The sequence below is a fragment of the Fibrobacter sp. genome (assembly GCF_045601785.1).
GTDB lineage: Bacteria > Fibrobacterota > Fibrobacteria > Fibrobacterales > Fibrobacteraceae > Fibrobacter.
This window is the reverse complement of the sequence record NZ_JAZSAF010000062.1, coordinates 1-19,069: the sequence shown is the minus strand read 5'-3', so window position 1 is coordinate 19,069 and position 19,069 is coordinate 1. Positions and strand designations below refer to the sequence as shown.

15 protein-coding genes, 1 tRNA gene and 1 pseudogene are annotated in these 19,069 nt (G+C 48.2%); 13 read left to right on the top strand and 4 right to left on the bottom strand.

Going from position 1 to position 19,069, the window contains the following annotated elements:
* Position 1: 1 nt before the first annotated feature.
* Positions 2-2,845: a DEAD/DEAH box helicase family protein gene (locus ACKI61_RS09820; RefSeq protein WP_407457552.1), complete on the bottom strand. Its 2,844-nt coding sequence runs from the start codon at positions 2,843-2,845 to the stop codon at positions 2-4.
* Between the two features lie 156 nt (positions 2,846-3,001).
* Between ACKI61_RS09820 and ACKI61_RS09815 the strand changes: the two genes are divergently transcribed.
* The 5 genes and pseudogenes from ACKI61_RS09815 to ACKI61_RS09795 all read left to right on the top strand — a co-directional run bounded on the left by ACKI61_RS09815 (position 3,002) and on the right by ACKI61_RS09795 (position 9,431).
* A complete protein-coding gene (locus tag ACKI61_RS09815) occupies positions 3,002-4,279 on the top strand; it encodes a DUF4357 domain-containing protein (RefSeq protein ID WP_407457551.1) in 1,278 nt (425 codons plus the stop codon).
* 81 nt (positions 4,280-4,360) lie between these two features.
* The gene (locus ACKI61_RS09810) at positions 4,361-5,761 is read left to right on the top strand and encodes an ATP-binding protein (RefSeq protein ID WP_407457550.1); all 1,401 of its coding nucleotides are present in this window, start codon (positions 4,361-4,363) and stop codon (positions 5,759-5,761) included.
* 144 nt (positions 5,762-5,905) lie between these two features.
* Entirely contained in the window at positions 5,906-7,105 is a 1,200-nt protein-coding gene (locus ACKI61_RS09805) for a hypothetical protein (protein WP_407457549.1), read from the top strand.
* Between the two features lie 108 nt (positions 7,106-7,213).
* Positions 7,214-7,971, top strand: a pseudogene (locus tag ACKI61_RS09800) (BRO family protein).
* An 89-nt stretch (positions 7,972-8,060) separates the two neighbouring features.
* The gene (locus tag ACKI61_RS09795; RefSeq protein WP_407457548.1) at positions 8,061-9,431 is read left to right on the top strand and encodes an ATP-binding protein; all 1,371 of its coding nucleotides are present in this window, start codon (positions 8,061-8,063) and stop codon (positions 9,429-9,431) included.
* On the opposite strand, the gene ACKI61_RS09790 is transcribed toward ACKI61_RS09795, so the two are convergent.
* Positions 9,421-10,353, bottom strand: coding sequence for a hypothetical protein (locus ACKI61_RS09790; RefSeq protein ID WP_407457547.1), 933 nt, complete (start codon positions 10,351-10,353; stop codon positions 9,421-9,423). The genes ACKI61_RS09795 and ACKI61_RS09790 overlap by 11 nt on opposite strands.
* A 90-nt stretch (positions 10,354-10,443) precedes the next feature.
* On the opposite strand from ACKI61_RS09790, the gene ACKI61_RS09785 reads away from it, so the two are divergent.
* From ACKI61_RS09785 to ACKI61_RS09755, 7 genes are all read left to right on the top strand, one after another.
* Positions 10,444-11,457, top strand: a complete 1,014-nt coding sequence (locus ACKI61_RS09785) for an energy transducer TonB (RefSeq protein ID WP_407457546.1) — start codon at positions 10,444-10,446, stop codon at positions 11,455-11,457.
* A 76-nt stretch (positions 11,458-11,533) separates the two neighbouring features.
* Positions 11,534-11,869 carry a hypothetical protein gene (locus tag ACKI61_RS09780; protein ID WP_407457545.1) on the top strand — a complete coding sequence of 112 codons (336 nt, stop codon included), beginning with the start codon at positions 11,534-11,536 and terminating at the stop codon, positions 11,867-11,869.
* Positions 11,870-11,918: 49 nt separating this feature from the next.
* Positions 11,919-13,202, top strand: a complete 1,284-nt coding sequence (gene purD, locus ACKI61_RS09775; protein ID WP_407457544.1) for a phosphoribosylamine--glycine ligase — start codon at positions 11,919-11,921, stop codon at positions 13,200-13,202.
* 11 nt (positions 13,203-13,213) lie between these two features.
* Complete coding sequence (gene purE, locus ACKI61_RS09770) at positions 13,214-13,687, top strand: 5-(carboxyamino)imidazole ribonucleotide mutase (RefSeq protein ID WP_407457543.1); 474 nt, start codon at positions 13,214-13,216, stop codon at positions 13,685-13,687.
* Positions 13,688-13,838: 151 nt separating this feature from the next.
* Positions 13,839-14,615 (top strand): DUF3108 domain-containing protein, encoded by a 777-nt coding sequence (locus tag ACKI61_RS09765; RefSeq protein WP_407457542.1) that lies wholly within the window; start codon positions 13,839-13,841, stop codon positions 14,613-14,615.
* A gap of 135 nt (positions 14,616-14,750) precedes the next feature.
* A complete protein-coding gene (locus ACKI61_RS09760; protein ID WP_407457541.1) occupies positions 14,751-15,782 on the top strand; it encodes an autotransporter outer membrane beta-barrel domain-containing protein in 1,032 nt (343 codons plus the stop codon).
* A 281-nt stretch (positions 15,783-16,063) separates the two neighbouring features.
* Positions 16,064-16,137, top strand: a tRNA-Arg gene (locus ACKI61_RS09755).
* Positions 16,138-16,336: 199 nt separating this feature from the next.
* Here ACKI61_RS09755 and ACKI61_RS09750 read toward each other — a convergent pair.
* Positions 16,337-16,726: a hypothetical protein gene (locus ACKI61_RS09750; RefSeq protein WP_407457540.1), complete on the bottom strand. Its 390-nt coding sequence runs from the start codon at positions 16,724-16,726 to the stop codon at positions 16,337-16,339.
* Between the two features lie 167 nt (positions 16,727-16,893).
* Positions 16,894-18,357, bottom strand: a complete 1,464-nt coding sequence (locus ACKI61_RS09745; protein WP_407457539.1) for a hypothetical protein — start codon at positions 18,355-18,357, stop codon at positions 16,894-16,896.
* Positions 18,358-18,437: 80 nt separating this feature from the next.
* On the opposite strand from ACKI61_RS09745, the gene rsmG reads away from it, so the two are divergent.
* A partial coding sequence (gene rsmG, locus ACKI61_RS09740) for a 16S rRNA (guanine(527)-N(7))-methyltransferase RsmG (protein ID WP_407457538.1) occupies positions 18,438-19,069 on the top strand: 632 nt, incomplete at its 3' end.

The window sequence follows — 19,069 nt, the reverse complement described above, 5'->3', positions numbered from 1 at the left end:
ATTATGCTGCCTTTATCTGAAGTAGGAACTTGGAAAGGTATTCGAGTTCCGAGTCCGCTTTCTCACGGGTGTAAATCTGGATGGCCTGTATAGCCAGGTTTTGGTCAAAATCAAAAAGGTCCTTACGACTGGTGCAACCATTCTGGGCGATGTATTCCGCTACTTTACGAAGGATTTCAACTTGTGCGGGTGTAAAATTACGTGGAACATTACCCATCTGCTGTCCAAGATAAAGGCCGAAGCGCTTGGCTGCGGATCCTTGCATAGATTGCAAAGTATTGATGCGACCATAGGCGTAACGCACTAGTTGAATCAGGTTTGTGATTGACTCAATCTCGTTCTTGCCTTTCAGCGGAATCACGACCTTGTGATTTTCGGTTGCAGACACATGATAGAAATCCCACAGGAGTGGTACGCGGAACATCTTGTTTTCTGTAAGGAGCTTTAATTTTAAATCTTGCAGCATCGCGTTCGTGATACTTTTGGATTCGTCATGGTAAATAATGCGAAGTGCTTCAATTTCGTCACAGTGGTCATTTATGTATTTCTCAAAAGCAGAGGTGTGCTTGAGTGCATCTTCTTCTTGGAATTCTGAATAAATAACGCGATCTTCACCTGGGTTCAGTATGGCTTGATAACCTGCATTGAGTTCGGCAAGTTTCTCACGGGCGGAAAGATTGTCGATTAATGGGGAAACAACACGCTTGCGTTCTAGATTAGGCTCGTTTATGTCAATATATTCGGGGAAGGCTCCCTTTTCAAAGGCATCGAAAATAGAAACCGAGAAGTCGTGTAGCGAAAACCCTGCAATTTCACGAAATTCTGTGTTATGCTCATCAACGGTCCGGTTATATATCGTTGCGCACTTTTCGGCAAGCCGTTCCAGATTTTCGTCGCTTACTTCGCCATGGGCAATATGCTCAATGAGTTCTCCCAATTTTAGAGGTTTGGGTTCTGTAGAGTCTTCCGTTGCTGTCGGGACTCTCTTTTCACTCTGCGTCACGCCAACTGCGTCAAGCAATACGAAATGTTCCTTAGTGTCGGCATTGGGAGTTACTGTGCGAAGTTTGTCATCGTTTATACTACGGCATCCGCGGCCGACCATTTGCGTATAAAGGGTTTCTGAGTGAATATCGCGCATAAATACGACGATTTCGAGCGGTTTTACGTCGGTACCGGTTGCCACAAGGGTTACGGTTACGGCAATTCTGAAATTCTTGTCGTTGTTAAACGCTTTTATGCGGTCGTCCGGCTTTTCTACGGAGCAGGTGATTTCCTGGACAAAACCATCAGGAACCTTTCCTTCGGGAAATTTTTCTGCGAAAACCCGTTCAATAGTTTCAATTATGTTCCGTGCGTGCTGGCGGTTCTTTGCAAAGAAAAGAGTCTTGGGAATATGGCGGAAATCGGGTTCACCATTTTCAGGAATACGATTTGGGAAGAGTCGTTCAAAAACGACATCACGAAATTCCGTTATCACTTTTTCTATTTGAGCTGGGTTTACCACACTGCGGTCGAGTTCCGTGTTTGTATATGCCGCAGAAAACGTTTGATTCTTCTTTTTCTTTTCGCCAGTTTTTCGTGTGACTTCGGTATACTTTTCGCCGGCGCCAATGACGCCGCCACCTTCGGTAACTTCGGTTTTGATACGGTATATGCGCGGAGGGACATTGACTCCATCCACATAGGACCGTTCCTTAGAATACCTATAAGTCGGCTTGTTCACATTGTTGAAAAACGCAAGGGCCTGCGGTGTGGGCGTTGCTGTAAGTCCTATGACTCGTGCTTTGTTGAAATATTCCAACACCTTGCGCCACCTTCCGTAAATGGACCGGTGACATTCGTCCACGATGATGGTGTCAAAGAAATCCTTGGACAGTTTTAGGTCATCGCCCAATTCTACAGCAGGCTTTGTGTCCTCGTCGTCATTAAAGAAAGATTCTTCTTCCTGAGATTCGTCTAATTCATCATCATTGTCAGGCTCGCCTTTGAGAATTGAAAAGAGACGTTGGATAGTGCAGATGCAAACGCTAGCATCTGAAAGCTCGCGCATGTTGTCTGCGTTATTAGCATCGAAATGACGAGGACGGAGAACAGAATAAATTTTGTTAAAGGGGTCTCCATTTTCAGTGAGACGGAAAGAACCAAATTCGCCTTCAGTCTGTTTTCCCAAATTAGTGCGGTCTACGAGATAGAGAATGCGATTTATCGGCATGTATGCCAATTCGCGGTAGCAAATCATACAGGCGGTGAAGGTCTTTCCTGCACCGGTAGCCATATCTAATAATGCCCGTCGTTCGCCATGCTTAAAGGAGACTTCTAAGGCGGTAATTGCTTCTCGCTGACAAAGACGCAATCCGTTCGGCCCTACAGGAGGGAGTGAGGGCAATGATGCAAATTCGCTATCAATTTTTACGCCGAATTCCCTTGCCAATTTTACCAATTGTTTTGGCGTGAGCATTTTCTTGATGGGCTCAAATTTGCCTGACTTGTCAAGCAGATTCTTGAACATCAGAATGTCTCCATTGCTCATGAAAAGAAATGGCAGTGGATTCGCCCAAGTTTGGTACCACGGAAGTGCGCCTGCAGAATACTTTGCTGTTTGTTCTGCTACAACGTTGCCGAGCGAATTATCTTTCTTTTTTGCCTCAAGAACACCGATTGCTTTGCCATCCAGAAAAAGCAAGTAATCCGCTTCGTGGTTGCCTTTGGTCAAGGCTTCTTCTACGGCTAGGGCATTTTCTTGATTTGAAAATTGCGAACGAGTAATAACAGCCCAACCGGCTTCGGCGAGCTTTTCATCTATTAATACACGGGCCTGTTCTTCGGGTTTTAGGTCGGCCATATTTCTAAATGCTAAAATAGGATAATTTGAGGAGAAAAGGAAATAGTGAGATTAATTTGAGGCAAGTTGAAGGCGAAATGAGGGATGTGGCGGATGGATTGATTCCCTTGAAGTGAAAAAATATACATTTGAAGTGACAATACAAGGATTCTGCATATGATATTTACATCGTCTGGTTCAGTTTACTCTAAGGTTCAATTCAAGACCGAAGAAGAGGTCGAGAAGGTTGTCGTTGACAACTTCAAGCTTCTCTTCGGTGACTATTCCATCTTGCTGCCTAAAAACTTGATACGGACTTCTGGCGGCAAGGGGACTGTTCCCGATGGCATCATCGTGGATTTCAAGGGAAATCGTTGGTTTATTCTGGAGGTGGAGCGCGGCGACCACGAAACGTGGGGGCACATCGCTCCGCAAATCAGCAAGCAGCTTGTCGCGGTGATGAATCGCGAGACGAAGAACAAGATTACGGAACTTTGCATTGCAGAAATCGGAAAGCAGAAGGAGTTCTCGAAGTTTCTTGAATCCGACCTGAAAATCCAGCAAATCCATGTGCACGGTTTTGTCCAGAAGATTCTGGAAAAAGACCCGATTGTCTCTTTGCCGATAGACTATTCCCCGAGCGACCTTGAGGAATGGGCGTCGATGCAGAAGGTCGAAGTGCAAATTCAGCATATCGAGAAATACATGAACGGCAAGGGCGAGGTGCTTTACGACTTCCCGGATTTGGAATTGACGCAGGAAAAGGAATCCTTGAAGACGACGGACAAGAGCAACGCTTTGTACGAGATTGTGAAGGCGGGGTTTTTAAACGTGGGCGACATCGTTCATTTCGATTATGGCCCGAAGGGCAAACCCAAGACGCATTTTGAAGGAAAAATCTGTTCCGATGGAATCGAGGTGGATGGAATCGTTTCGTCGGCTAGCGTTTCTGCCTTGCGTTGCATCCAGCAAATCAGTCCATCGCGCACAACGACGAACGGCTGGGTCACCTGGAAAACCGCCGATGGAAAGTTCCTCGAAGAAAAGTGGAACGCCCTGCTTAAAAAGAGTGACGATGCTGAACAACCGTCGAGACGCAAAAAGCATAAAAAGAAATCTCGCAAGACATCGGCGGTGACGCATCCTGAAAATGGCGATAATGATATCTTGTATCACTTCGCGAAAGGCGGGGCGATTATCGCAAAAGTCCGGCGTGTTGGCTCGCAGTTTGTTCTTCTTACCGGTAGCAAACTTTCGCTGAAATATGACTTCCGTGGTTCGGGTTGGCTGAATGTCCGAAAGAACGCTTCTGTTGGTGCTGATGGAACGCTTCGCGAGGATGTCGAATGCGATTCCCCGTCGATGGCGGCAGCTTTCGTTGCCGGAGGAGCTAGAAACGGCCTCACCTTCTGGAAGAATAAAGAAAGGAAGGAATTGAAAAGCCTCGGAAAATAGTTGCATTTTGTCACTTTGTGTCAAGTGGATGGAGTTATATTTAGGTAGAATAGGAATCCCATGGACTAGAGGAAAATGCGAATGTCTTTACAGCAAGAAATCTTGAATGGCGAGAGCCGCACCTTGGAATACAAGGTTGAGCTGCCCGAAGATTCCGAAAAATGGGTCAAGTCTATCGTTGCCTTTGCGAATGGGGCGGGCGGCAAATTTGTTGTTGGCGTGAATAATCGTCGCGAGTTTATTGGCATCCCTAAAAAGGCCGACTTGTTCGAACTCAAGGATAGTATTGCCGATAAGATTTCGCAGATGTGCGTACCGCAGATAATGTTCGACATTACGGCGGAGATTGTTGAGGGGGCGCAGCTCCTGATTGTGCAGGTTTTCCCTGGAATGGCAACGCCATATTATATAAAATCACAGGGGAAAGAAAATGGAACGTATATCCGCCTTGGAGCCACTACTCGTAACGCTGATTTGGCGGCACTTTCGGAACTTGAAAATCGCGGGAGAAATGTTTCTTACGATGGACTCCCGTATCGTTCGCTCAAGGTGACCGATGCCGATATAGCATTTCTTTGCAAGGACTTTTCAAAAAGGGCCAAGCGTAAAATTACAAAAGCGGATTTAGAAAACTTGCATCTTCTGGCAGGTCGTTCGCATGACAAGGCGACGAATGCTCTGGCGATTCTTTTGGGCAAGCATGAATATACTTCGCGAATTCAGTGTGCCCGGTTCCGTGGAACTATGCGGGCTGATTTTCTAGATAAAAAGGATTATAATGGCCCGCTCTGCAAGCAAATTGACGATGCTTACAAGTTCGTTCTCAACCACCTGAATATGGCCATCGAAATAAACGGGGTCGTTCATGATGAAAAGTACGAACTCCCGCCGAAAGCTATTCGAGAGCTAATAATCAATGCTGCAATCCATAGGAATTATCAAATGAATTCCAGCGTGCAGGTGGCGGTATATGATGACCGCGTGGAGATTTCTTCGCCAGGCACTCTTTACGGAACGCTGACTTTGGAAGAGGCCTTGAGTGGCCGCTCGTCCGTCCGTAACAAGACTCTTGCCCGCACTTTGGAAAAGGTTCATGTTCTAGAAGGATGGGGTTCCGGTTTCCAGCGGATTAATACGTTGTGTCAGGAATATGGCGTGACTCGCCCCGAATTCACCGAAATCGGGGACATGTTCCGAGTGAACTTTTATCGCCACAATAACGACGAAAAAGTGGCGATGAATTCGAAAATCGGCGATAAATCGGCGATAAATTCAAAAATCGGCGATAAATCGGCGATAAATTTCAAGGAAAAGATTGTCGAATACCTTGCTGAACACGAAGAAGCCCGCTCACGAGAAATTGCTGATGTTATAGGCTTGAAGATTTCTCGAACTAAGGACTACATAACAGAACTTGTTGAAGAAGGCAAAATTGTCTCCAACGGGGCAAATAAGAATAGGACGTACTCGTTGAAAAAATGATGTCTAAACCGATGAAATTTAGACGAGGTTTGGACGAGATTTAGACGAAAATGACGTTTTTGACCTAAAAAAGGCGATTTTTTAGACGACGTGACCAATGTTGCAGAACTGTTAAAAGCCGATATGTAAACGGGGTGAAGAATAATGTCTGATGTCTTTATCATAGGTGCCGGTTGCAGTGTTCCGTACGGATTCCCTACGGGCGCTATGCTGATGCAGAAGTTGAAGGATTTCAATTATGGAGATAATAACGTAGAGAGTCCATCGTTCCACCCTCCTTCGTACCTATTTGATCTGTACTATGAACTTTTTGGAAAATATCAAGAATACGCCAACTTAAGAAAAGAAGTTTTTTTTCGTGGTGGAAATATTGAATTTGAAATTTCTAATAAGATAAGTAAAACTATAGTTCCCTTTGCCAACAGTATTCGTCATTCAATGATGGTTTCGACAGATGAATTCTTAAAGAATCGTCTTAGTCAAGAGAAATCAGAAGAGGCAGACTTTGGTAAACGTCTTATTGCTAGAGAGATTCTTGTTGCGGAGCGGGAATCGGAAAAACAATTTTCTTACGAAGATGGTAAAAGAATTTCAAAAAAGATTTGGCTTGGCAATATTGACTGGATTCAGCATTTGCTTTCTCGGATAGACCAACAATCTAATTGGGAAGAAATCTTAAAACAAACGGTGTTTCTTACCTTTAATTATGACCGCGTCCTGGAATATTGCATCTTCTTGTATTTGACATCCGACAAGCAATATGCAGATGCTGATGCTCATGCTTTTATAAAAGATATGAAAATATTTCATGTCAATGGCTTTATCGGCTCTCTTGAGGAAATTCCCTTTGGTGCTGTAGAAAATGGCAAGTATCAAGAAATTGCCAAGGGTATGGAAACTGTCTGGGAAAAACGCAAGAATCTCAATCAATCCGAAAAAGAAAAGTATCAAGGATTCCTGAAAAATGCGGAGCGAGTCTATTTTATGGGATTCTCTTATATTCCGGATAATCTGGAATCTATAGGGATTCCTCGTGGTGCTGAGATTATTCGAAACGCAAAGGTCTATGCCACGGCCAGGGGCTTGTCTCCTCAGAACCGTCTAAGAATTTCGACGTATTTGGATCTCAAGGATTTTGAAAAAAGAAACGAACCCGAGCCAATGCCAGAGGTTGAAGTTCAACGCCGCCCTTTTATGACGGATATCATGTATCGACAGGAATATGAAAAGCAAGAAAGAGCAGCGAAGAAGCAAATAAGAAGCAAACGGATTCGCTACGAAAACCGAATCCTCAAGGACGCAAGTGCGGTTGACCTGATTCTTGATTATTATACGCTTGCGTGATAAAGTGCAAATCAAAAGTAAAACCAGATGTAAAATTTTCTTGCCCCTCTTGCCAGTTTTTCAATTATTAGGTACATTACATCCCAGCGCGTCATTCCCTAGAAAGGAATGATGCACTTTTGCTTTATTTGGTTTTGTCGTGTTGCAAGGGAATTGCAAAAAGCCTTAGAATATACCGAATATGGCAAGTTCTTACCCGTGATAAGAAAGGCTATCGAAGCATGTCGGAAAACCGGCTTTGATGAAGGAAACCATTTCGCCCACGTGAGCGAGATGGTCAATATCGGAAGTGGTGCAGAAAGAAAAATGGATAGCTACAAGCTTTCCCGTTACGCTTGTTACCTGATTGTGATGAACGGAGACCCCCGCAAAGAAGTGATTGCCCTTGGTCAAACATATTTTGCCGTCAAAACCCGGCAGAAGGAAATTTCGGACTCTGCGGCACAGCTTTCGGAAGACGAAAAGCGCTTGGCTATTCGTGACGAAGTGACCATTCGCAACAAATTCCTTGCCAGTTCTGCAAAGGCGGCCGGTGTTAAAACGAACAGATCCTGGACCACATGGGTGCTACCGAACTTGCAGCGAACTTGTTCCGCATCACCCAGACTGACGACAAACTCCGTCGTGAAAACATCAAGGGGAAGGAGCAGGCAAACGAAACCCATTATGCCGTAGGCAAGAAGGTTCGCCAAACGATTGCGGAACTTGGCGGAACAATGCCTGAAAATCTCCCCACGCCCAAAATCAGTGCCAAAAAGTTGAAGCAGGAACGCAAAAAGCCGTTGCGAAGAAATGACAAACTACGGCTCCCATTTTGCCGACGTCGGCAAAATGGTTATGTCATTAAAAACAGGGATTTTTGCTAAAAATTGGAAAAACAGACAAAAATGTCGTAAAAATAGTTGGAAAAACGGACAAAATTAGTTATTTTTAGGTTGGATAAACGGAAAAATAGATGATTCAACGAAAAATCGACAAATATTTGGCCGATTTCTATGTCAAGCACAAGAACGCGTTGCTTGTGACCGGGGCCAGGCAAATCGGCAAGACCAGTTCCATTCGGGAGTACGGAAGGACTCATTTCAAGCATTTTGTGGAAATCAACTTTCTTGAATCTCCGGCAGCCAAGTCCGTATTCGAGGGTGCCGATAGCTCGAACATCCTTTTGCGCCTGTCGGCCTACGCCGAAACAAAATTGGTCAAGGGCGAAACCCTGATTTTCCTGGACGAAATTCAGGAATGTCCCGATGCGGTTACCGCAATCAAGTTTCTGGTCGAGGACGGGTCTTACCGTTATATTTTGAGCGGTTCGCTTCTTGGTGTTGAACTCAAGGACATCCGTTCCCTTCCGGTCGGTTTTTTGACTATCAAGGAAATGTTCCCTCTGGATTTCGAGGAATTTGCGAGGGCGGTGGGTGTTCAGGCCGAAGTCCTGGATTCGGTACGAGCCGCTTTCGAGAACAAGGTAGAAGTTGATTCTGTCATCCACGAAAAGATGATGGAGATTTTCCGCCTGTACATGGTTGTGGGCGGCATGCCCGCCGCAGTTGCCGAGTATCTGGAATCGAACAATATTCAGAACATATTGGAAATCCAGCAAGGCATCATCGAGTTGTACAAGAAGGACATTGCCAAGTACGACCCAGAAAACAAGCTTTACCTGAACGAAATTTTTGACCTGATTCCGCCGGAACTGAATAACCAGAACAAGAGATTCATTCTAAAAAAATTGAACGAGAATATCAAGTTTTCCCGTCACGAAAATTCCTTTATCTGGTTAAAAGAAGCGGGGGTGGCCCTCCCCGTTTACAATGTGGATGAACCCAAAATTCCGTTGCTCCTTTCGCGTTCGCGCAACTTGTTTAAACTGTTCTTGAACGACGTCGGACTCCTTACTTGCCAATACGCGAACGGAATACAGTTGAAAATCTTGAACGGTGAAAACGCCATCAATTTCGGTTCCGTTTATGAGAATGTGGCCGCGATGGAACTGAAAGCGCACGGATTCGATCTTTATTATTTCAATAGCAAAAAACAAGGTGAACTGGATTTTGTCATTGAGCGGAATGGACGCGTACTCCCCATAGAAATCAAGTCGGGCAAGGATTACAAAAGGCACAATGCCTTAAAGAACGTCTTGGAAACGACAAACTACGCCGTTCAAGAGGCGGCCGTTTTCTGCAACGACAATGTCTGCGTCAAAGGGAAAGTCTTGTATTGTCCCATCTACATGCTGATGTTCCTGAAAAACGAAGAAATTAATTTGGGAACATATAAAGTAGATTTACGCGGGCTGGCCAAACGAGTGAAAAAAATTAATCGTTGAATAAGTGCCACAGATATATTCGCCAGCCGTTGACCGTGTTGGCTCTTTCTTCTTCTGTGCCACCGTTGTGAATGAAACCAAAACTTTTACCGGTTATTTGGTTTAAAATGGCTTCAAGAACATCAACGACAACCTCGGGGCCATAATGCCGCATAGCTTCCCAAGCTTTTGGGGACTTGTTTTCTAACGAAATCCCCTTAACGGCGAGTTCTCTTCGGTCATCCATTAGGCATATGGTGGCGGGAACTGCCTGAATGCCCATTTTTTCCAGCTTGGCGTAGGCCGCTGTCGCTTTGCTCGTAATCAACATGTCTTCTATGAGACTTCTTACTTCAGAAGAATGTTGGACTGTCGGGCAGATGTTCTCGTGAGCTTTGTTGGCGATGATTTCATTTTGCTTTGCAATTTCCTCCTTTATTTTGACTTTGTCTGCTTCAGGGAAAATTGAGTTTGGCAATCTGTTTGGAAAATAGTAGCCGCCCGAGGGTCCAAGAGTTAGAAAAATAACAGATTTTTTGCTATTGAATAAGAATAAATTAGAATCGTTGCAGTAGGGTGCTTTATCCTTCTGTCTGCAAATATATTTGTTGATAATGATTTCTTTTGATGGTACGTCCCCTTTTAAAATAGTATCGACCGCAAAGTCGATTTCGATGTAATCGCCTTTCTCTTTTTTGATTTTCTTAAATTCATTTGTGTCGACTTGAAATGTCCCTGCGAGGATATACGGGGTTTGCGTGATGCTTATCCATGGGGCGTCTTTGGGGAAACCTTCAGATATTTTCTTGATGGCTTTTTCAAATGCGGCTTTGTTTTCAGGAGTGTTCTGAGGCTCGTTTTTATCGGAGTCGCATGCGGCAATCCCGACGGCAATTGTAAATGCTGTGAAAATGAGCAGGAAATTTTGTTTTAGCTTAAACATATAAGTAAATTACAAAATTATCAATGTAAATTTGCTTAAAAGAAGGCTCACAGAAACAAAAAGCCCGTGGAAAGATTGTATTTTAAATCTATGAAGTTTGTTCATGCATTGCTTTTATCGTTAACTGCCGTTTTATATGCGCAGTCCCCGAGCTCCCCATTTACAGAAATTGGAGAATACCTTGCAGAATTAATTGGTGATGACGTGAAAAGCAATGAGTTCTGTAAAGCGAATACGACTGGCCTTAACCTTCTTATTCTTGATGGCTACTTTGTTGTTGACCGCCATGTTGGTGGTAGAATTGCTTCGATTGAAGTTGATGCTAGTTCCACCCGTATTTTTACAAGCGATACAACTCGCGAACATCCCGTTTGGACTAGAGTTTATGGCGTTTCTCTGGCATCGCCAGATTCCGTGATTGCCATCCTTAAAGAAATGCGCAAGAAAAATGCTGATAAAATCGACCGCGATGAAATAAACGTCTCGTTCCCGTATCAAGACGAGAGTATCTACAAGTACAAGAAATTTTTTGCTAAGCTAAAAGCTGCTGGATTCTCGAAGATAAGGTTGCTTGCAAAAGAGGAAGAATTTAGCGACAAGGTTTATAAGAATCTTCAACTCAAAAAATACAGTAAGAAACAGATAGAATCGTGGGAAAGTTCCAAGAATTCTTGTAATAAACAATGGTTGCACATTACGGACTCAAAACTTTCATACTCTGCTTATAAATTGTTTAAATGGGGGATAAGTGACCCGGACTTTACAAATAAGCCTGCTAACACAAGAAAAGTTTCGCAAATAAAAGTGGAGATTGATAAAAATAAACCGAAGCTTGAATTCGTACGCAAAAAATTTCAGAATAAACTGCCTCGTTTAAAAGATGTCAGGAATCGTGAACATCCTGACGCAGAAATTCAATGTGAAATCGTGTTGAAATTCACCATTGCACCGGATGGAAAAATTAGTGAAATAGAAAAATTGTCATCGACTACGGAAAATGAAGAATTCGATAAGGCAATATGCGATGCCGTTTCCGCATGGACTTTCGAAGAGGCGGATGATAAAACGACGGTGACACTTCCGCTAAAGTTCGATAAAAAGTAAGTATGGATCTTGTCGTAGAGCGAGGTGACTTAGTAGATTTGATAAAGATGAACTATACAATATTGACGGTCTTAGTATGAAATTTTTAGCAGTATTCCTTTTGACGCTTTCGTTGGTGGCGACAAGTTCTTTTGCTGTGTCGCTGAACCCTCCGCTGGTTCTGTCGATGCAGGAATATGAGGGCACTATGACCTCCGACGATTTTGACTATAATGAAAGATCGGAGGCTGATTTCAGTTTCTTTAAACCCTTTGTGGGTGTGATTTCGTTTATGCTTGTTATTTTCGGTTTTTCTTGGGGTGTGCTGGGGGCAAAGGAACTCAAGGACGGGGGTGATGGTGGAGGTGCGATGCTTGGTGAAGGCTTGGGCATAACTGCTTTAGGGGGCCTGGGCCTATACTGGGCATTTTGATAAGGGATTTTTGCTAAATTATACCCCGTACAAAGATAAGGACTCGCTTATGAATATTCTCGTCGTTGGTAGCGGTGGTCGCGAACATGCCATCGCTCTTGCAGTCAAGAAGTCGCCGATGTGCGACACTCTCGTGTGCGCTCCGGGCAACCCGGGCATGGCTAACCTCGGCAAGTGCGTGCCGGTGGATGTGGCCGACCCGAAGGCGATCGCTGACCTCGCGGTTGCCGAAAAGATTGACCTCGCGGTCATCGGCCCCGAAATTCCGCTGGTCGCTGGCGTGGTGGATGAATTCCGCCGTCGCGGGCTGCGCGCTTTCGGCCCGACTGCGGCTGCTGCCGCGCTCGAAGGCTCCAAGGCCTTCAGCAAGGATATCATGAAGAAGTACAACGTGCCGACGGCAGCCTTCGAGACCTTCACCGATCTCGCCTCCGCCAAGAAGTTCCTTGCCGAGCACCCGGCTCCGATCGTGGTGAAGGCGTCGGGCCTCGCTGCGGGCAAGGGCGCCATCGTCTGCATGACCGACAAGGAAGCGAACGACGCAGTCGAAGAAATGCTCGGCGACAAGGCCGTCTTTGGCGAATCTGGCAAGACGGTCGTGATCGAAGAATTCATGGACGGCGAAGAAGCCTCCATCTTCGTGGTTTGCGACGGCAAGGACTACGTGATCCTCTCTTCTGCCCAGGACCACAAGCGCGTCTTTGACGACGACAAGGGCCCGAACACGGGTGGCATGGGCGCTTACAGCCCGGCTCCGGTGGTGACGGACGCTCTCCTCGACGAAGTGAAGAAGACGATTATCGAACCGACCCTCAAGGGCATGGCCGCCGAAGGCAAGCCCTACACGGGCGTGCTCTACGTGGGCATCATGGTGACGGCAAAGGGTCCGAAGGTCGTGGAATACAACTGCCGCTTGGGCGACCCCGAATGCCAGATTGTGCTCCCGCTCTACGACGGCGACGTGCTCGCGTTGTTCGATGCTGCCGAAAAGGGCGAACTCGCAAAGCTCGGTGCTCCGAAGGCCCCGAAGGGCAGCTCCGCAATCGTGGTGCTTGCAAGTGCCGGTTATCCGGGTTCCTACGAAAAGGGCAAGGTTGTGACGGGTATCGAAGAAGCCGAAAAGAACGGCGCCCAGGTGCTCCATGCCGGAACCAAGATGGTGGACGGCAAGCTGGTGACCAACGGTGGCCGCGTGTTCGGCGTAGTGGGCCATGGCGAAACGCTCCAGGCCGCTCTCGACATCGCTTACGAAGCCGCCGAAAAGGTTCAGTTTGAAGGCAAGTTCTACCGCAAGGACATCGGCAAGAAAGGTCTCGCTCGACTGGCGAAATAAGAGGTAACAAAATGGATTTGAAAGAAAATGCAAAGGTCGGTATCGTTGCGGGTAGCAAGTCCGACCAGGAAACTGTAGATAAGATCACCGCGGTGCTCGACAGCTTCGGCATCGTGTGGGAATTCAACATCCTCTCCGCGCACCGCACCCCGAACGCCACCGCGAAGTATGCTCGCGAAGCCGCCGGGCGAGGCCTCCAGGTCCTCATCGGTGTCGCAGGCCTCGCTGCAGCCCTTCCGGGCGTGCTCGCAGGGCACACCATTCTTCCCGTTATCGGTCTGCCCTGCGCCGGCGGCCCGCTCAACGGCGTCGATGCCCTGCACTCTATCGTGCAGATGCCCCCGGGAATCCCGGTGGCCACGGTCGGCATCGGCAACGGCAAGAATGCCGGTTACCTCGCCGCCCACATCGTCGCCATCGCAGACCCCGCAGTTCGCGAGAAGCTCGTCGCCTACCGCAAGAGCCTCGGAGACATAGAGGTCTGAGGCCGCGCTTCGCGCTCTCAGGTCGCTTCGCTTTGAGGCCGGTCGCGTTCCGCTCCCTCTGAGTATGCGCCTGCGGTGCGATTTATAACCTCATTCCTCAAAGGGCGCCGTAGGCGACCGACCTCACACCTCATAACCTTGAATAAGTATCGTGCATTCTCTCTCTCGCATATTCATCTATTTAGCGGCGTTCCTCGTGGCGGCGTCTTTCGCCGGTGAGCCCGACCTTCCTGAGGTCAACGCTCCGTGGATGAAGGGCGAAAAGCTGACCTTCAGCCTTGGTTGGGGGTTCATTACCGCAGGTTCTGCGACTCTCGAGGTCAAGCCGATTGCAGACGGCAAGACGGAGTTCCTGACGCATGCGACGGGCAACAAGACTATCAATCGAATCTATCCGGTCAATGATACGGTGTACACCCGCGTGCGCAACAAGGGCCTCATGACCGAAGTCTTCCGCAAGCGACTCCACGAGGGTACGTTCCACAACACGTCTGTCATCCGTTTTGACCGTAAGGGCGAGAAGGCTTGGCTTTCGGATACGGTCTTTACCGATATGAAGACCCGCAAGACCAAGCGCTCCGCCGATACGGCGGTCGCCATCCAGGGCATGGAACACAGCATCATGTCTGCGTTCTACCTGGTGCGTACGCTCCCGCTCAAGGTGGGGGAGACTTCCCGTTTTTCAGCGGTGAGCGGCAAGAAGCGTTATGAGCTTAAGGTGCTGGTCCATGGCAAGGAGACAATCGAGAGCGTACTCGGGATGGTTCCCTGCATCAAGGTGGAACCCGTGCTCGACGGCGACGGAATCTTCAACTCCAAGGGGCGTATCTTTATCTGGCTTACCGACGACGATCGCCGCATTCCGGTGCTCATGGAGTGTGAAATTGCCCTTGGGAGTATAAAAGCGAAACTTTTGAAGGTTGAATAGGAGTTTTTTAGGGTTTGGATCGAGTCAAAAGGTGAAAAATAGGGCGTATTTTGTATTTTTTACACATGAGCTTTTGCAAAATGCGTGCTTAAAAGTTATATTCGCAAATGCGATTGTTATAATCTGAGGCTTTGAATGTTTAAAAAAGTATTGTTGACTCTCTGTCTGGCCACCTTCATGTCTTGGGCTCAAGACGACTTTGATGACGATGATGAAGGCTTCGTCTCTGCCCCTGCTGCTGCCCAAGAAGATGACGACGATGGATTTGTATCTGCTTCTGACGGCGAAGGCTCCCGTGCATCTATGGCGTCTGCCGGTGATGAAGAAGAAGATTTCTCCGATGCCGGTATGTCTGCCGCCCAGCGCCGCGAAATGGCCGAACGTAAGAAGTTTGAAGAAGAACAGCGCCAGGACGAATATGCGAACTCGCTTCGTCGCCGTGACTGGTTGCGTAACCGCCTGATTTTCCAGATTGGCATGGGTTCCCGTTACCCGATTATGGGCGAAACCGGTATGGGCATGGGACTTGGTGCCGGTGTTGAATACATTTTGCCGTTCCACCTTGCTGTGTTCGGATCGTTCGGCTTCGTTCCCAAGGGAACGGACGGCGACTTTGAAGACTGGGATCTCGAAGGTGGTACGGGTTACAAGGTGGGCTTGAACTACTACCTGTTCCCGAAGAACCCGCTCCACTTGGGTGTCTCTGTTTCTTATGGAACGGTGTACTTTGACCACGACATCAAGCCGGACGACAGCAACTTGCGTGCCTTGATCAAGGTGGATGGATTCCAGTTCGACGCACTCATTACCTACCTGTCGGACGAATGGTACTATTTGCAGTTCTCCATCGGTATGTACTATGCACCGAAGCTTGCCAAGACTCCGCAGAACTACGACCTTGAAACGAAGACCGGTGATGAATCTACCGACAACCCCAGTTTCTACAAGCTTGAAACTCCGGTCACGGACAACGAAGGTAATGTGAACATGGACTGGGAAGGTGAATGGGCTTCCCGCGTGGTGGACCCGAAGGGCATGAGCAAGACGGGTATCGTGTTCGGCATCGCCATCGGTTACGCTCTGCCGGAACTTTTCCCGGATGACACCGAAAAGCGTCGCCGCGAACGTGAAAAGGCAAGAGCTCGCTCCGGCGTGGCTGGTCGCTAAGACTTGCGTAGACATTGAAGAAAGGTCGGCTGCTGCCGGCCTTTTTGCTATATTTGAGCCAATCGCCCTTGTAGCTCAGTTGGATAGAGTGTCAGCCTCCGAAGTTGAAGGTCATGCGTTCGACCACCTGCGAGGCGAGAGAAGCGGACAAACTTGTTTGTCCATTTCCGAGCCGAAAGGTGGGTATTTAAATCGAAGATTTAAATACAATCGCATCAAGGTAATGGAATGTAGCGGGAGTGCTTGTCGGGAGAAATATTTTCTATTTTTAATCCGCAATCGCCCTTGTAGCTCAGTTGGATAGAGTGTCAGCCTCCGAAGTTGAAGGTCATGCGTTCGAATCGCATCAAGGGTATAAATAAAATGTCCCCCTTCTGGGGGACATTTTATTTATTCTTTTATTCAGATGAGAACGGAATGTTCGACAACCCTGCAAGGCGAGCGAAGCGGGCAAGCTTGCTTGCCCATTTCCGAGCCGAAGGGTTGGCACTCAAATCGTTGATTTGAGTGCAATCGCATCAAGGGTATACGAAAGGGGTCCGTCAGGGCCCCTTTTAATAATTCAGCGTCCCGAATGCCGTGACCCAGAAGCAGATGCTGGTCACGATTGCGAAACTCCCCATGACAGTGCGTTCCTTGTGGGCGGTGCTAAAAAGTACTGTCGCGGTGTAGAACGTGAGGTAGAGCGCAAAGAAGAAGACCAGGATGCGTGTCACCAGGAACGGGATGATTTCGGGGAGGATCCCCCCGGCAGAAAGCAACACGAAGAGCGCGACGAACTGCATCGCGGTCGGCACGATGAATGCCTTGCGAACTTCGGGCGGAATCACCTTGTAGCGCGCGTTCATGGCGTAGGCCCCAAGCGGGGCGCCGCAGGCGAGCGCTATGTTCAGGGCGATGGCGGGCAGGAATGTGGCTGCCCCGATGATTGCTGGAATGGTCATTGCTGTTCAAATATAAAAAAGGACGGCTCCAGGTAAAGGAGGTGACCTAGAGCCGTCAGGGAGTGTTTGGGTGTCTATAAAATAGATATTCCAACTTGGATTAGCCTAGAAAATCGTCAAAAACTTGTTTACTCGAGTAAACACGCCCGTGTACGGGTTCCTGAACCCTAGAATAGGACCTTTGCCATGATTGCGGCCCGAAGCGGGTGGAGCGGTGTCTCGGCGGTACGCCGGAATGTGACCGCGAGCGACAGCCGCAAAGATTCGGTACCTATTTCGGTGGAACTCCGTAGCCTGAGCTCGCGGGCAGGATTCCCCTTGGGAATCGTCAGCGCGACACCTGCCCTGTTGAATGAACCTGCGGCATAGGCGGCGCCCGCCTCGTATAGAGGCGCGCCAAAACCCTCTCCCCGTGTGTGTCTTGCGCGGATTTTCCCGGCAAAGGTGATATGCTCTTTGCTAAAACCGTCGATATCCAAAGGCCAAGTCGAACTTGCCTTTAGGGAGAGGTCGTTTTGGCGGCAGTGCGTCTCTGCCTGCAGGCAGGAGGCACTCGCGCCGCCCCGCAGAGCGGCGGGCCCCGTTTCTAAGGAGGCCTTGAACCGCGTCCTGCTGGTGTCGGAATTCAGCGGAATGATTGTCCGTGCGTTTATCGACAGGTTGCTTTTCCATGCGTCCCGTAGCGAGATTCCTGCCGTCTGACTTCCCCAGAACCGGCTTTTCTCGATGGTCGAACTCAGGTGCGATTCCTGCGGAAGAAAGTCTCCGTGCAGGTAGGCGTCCGCCTTCCAAGATAGGTTGCCTAGCTCCATCTTTTCGCGGTGCCGCAGCTGGATTTTGAACAGGGGAATGTCCGTGCGGTTTTCGGGAATCCACCAGGCGGCGACGCCTCCAAAGCTTCCCTTGGCTTGCGCAAAAAAAGAATGCCTTTCGGACTCGGCTTCACGATGTCTGCGGTGCCAGTAAGCTAGCTGCAATTCTAATTCCGGGCTCGGGGCGATTGTCAAATTCGCCCGCGAATTTGTGGCGGTATCCAGTAGCGCTCCTAGCCCAAAGATCCCAATCGGATAAAGTCCTGCCGCACCCCACAAGGTGTCCAGCGGAATCAGACTATGCAGTTCCTTGGTCGAAATTTCTCCGAGATGCGCCTCGGCGCCGTCGTCCTTGTATGTGAGCAGCGATTGCGAACCGAGCCTTAGCGTGTATCGGTAAAAATGCAACTCCAGTTCTGTGCGCTGGCTTTCAAGATACCCCAACGAATCGGTGCGGCCGCGCCATTCCACAAACCCGTGCGGAGCAAGGTCTAGCCGCCTTCTTTGTGCACGTGTCGCCTTGTTTTGTTTCTTGCGTTGCTTCTTTTCGGGTGTTTTCTCCGAGCATTTTTCTAGGGCGTACACTTCGGTTAAGATACAGGCTTCTTGGACATTTCCTTCTTCGAGCAGGTCTAGAATTTCCTGCGCTTCTTCTCCATCGATGATTCCGTTGTCCCACCATTCAAAGACTTGGGCTTCGCTTAGGGAATTCTCTGCAAAACCAATATCCGTTTCGGCAAAGACGGGTGCAAGACAAGTAAGTATACACAGTAAAACGAAAAGGAGTTGCGAAATTCTTCGGTCGTATAGATGGCGCATTATGGAGGTCCTCTATACTATATACGCCAGTTCTTCGGAACTATGCCCTTTTCGTTCCAAAAAAGTTCTACTTTTGTGTCATGGCAAATTCCAACTGGTCCAAGAAAACTCCCGCTCGCTCGGCAAACGCTGCCGGCCGCGATTTTGTGCCTCATCTCAAGGCTCCCCGCACCGACTTTCCGCTCTTTAACGGCAAGCGTGTCACGCCTTCGCTCGCGGGACTCGACAAGTTGCTGCATTACTATGGCGTGGAACTCCAACCCGAAACGCTCAAGCAGATTTGGGAATTCCACCAGTTGCTCCGTGCCAACAACGACGACCAGGATCTAACCCGCCTAAATGCTTTTGAGACGATGGTGGAACGCCATTATGCGGACTGCACGCTCATCAATGCCTATGTGCCTAAGTGGCCTGCCCGCATGATCGATGTGGGCAGCGGAGCGGGCTTCCCCGGGATTCCTCTCAAGCTAGTGAATCCTTCTATCCGCCTCACGCTTTGTGAACCGCGTCCGAACCGCATCAATTTTCTGAACATGGTCATCGAAAAGATGGGACTCAAGGGAATTGATGTCTTCGGCCACAAGGTCACAAGCCGCAGCATGACCATCCCTGTAGATGGCGTTATCAGCCGCGCCTTCGAACTCATGGAAAAGACTCTTCCGCGAATCGCCAATTCGCTCAAGGTCGGTGGCCGCGTGTTCTTCATGAAGGG

Excerpts from the sequence above, each read along its gene's own strand:
- ACKI61_RS09820 (WP_407457552.1), bottom strand. The coding sequence starts at position 2,845 with ATGGCCGACCTAAAACCCGAAGAACAGGCCCGTGTATTAATAGATGAA.
- ACKI61_RS09815 (WP_407457551.1), top strand. The coding sequence starts at position 3,002 with ATGATATTTACATCGTCTGGTTCAGTTTACTCTAAGGTTCAATTCAAG.
- ACKI61_RS09810 (WP_407457550.1), top strand. The coding sequence starts at position 4,361 with ATGTCTTTACAGCAAGAAATCTTGAATGGCGAGAGCCGCACCTTGGAA.
- ACKI61_RS09805 (WP_407457549.1), top strand. The coding sequence starts at position 5,906 with ATGTCTGATGTCTTTATCATAGGTGCCGGTTGCAGTGTTCCGTACGGA.
- ACKI61_RS09795 (WP_407457548.1), top strand. The coding sequence starts at position 8,061 with ATGATTCAACGAAAAATCGACAAATATTTGGCCGATTTCTATGTCAAG.
- ACKI61_RS09790 (WP_407457547.1), bottom strand. The coding sequence starts at position 10,353 with ATGTTTAAGCTAAAACAAAATTTCCTGCTCATTTTCACAGCATTTACA.
- ACKI61_RS09785 (WP_407457546.1), top strand. The coding sequence starts at position 10,444 with ATGAAGTTTGTTCATGCATTGCTTTTATCGTTAACTGCCGTTTTATAT.
- ACKI61_RS09780 (WP_407457545.1), top strand. The coding sequence starts at position 11,534 with ATGAAATTTTTAGCAGTATTCCTTTTGACGCTTTCGTTGGTGGCGACA.
- purD (WP_407457544.1), top strand. The coding sequence starts at position 11,919 with ATGAATATTCTCGTCGTTGGTAGCGGTGGTCGCGAACATGCCATCGCT.
- purE (WP_407457543.1), top strand. The coding sequence starts at position 13,214 with ATGGATTTGAAAGAAAATGCAAAGGTCGGTATCGTTGCGGGTAGCAAG.
- ACKI61_RS09760 (WP_407457541.1), top strand. The coding sequence starts at position 14,751 with ATGTTTAAAAAAGTATTGTTGACTCTCTGTCTGGCCACCTTCATGTCT.
- ACKI61_RS09750 (WP_407457540.1), bottom strand. The coding sequence starts at position 16,726 with ATGACCATTCCAGCAATCATCGGGGCAGCCACATTCCTGCCCGCCATC.
- ACKI61_RS09745 (WP_407457539.1), bottom strand. The coding sequence starts at position 18,357 with ATGCGCCATCTATACGACCGAAGAATTTCGCAACTCCTTTTCGTTTTA.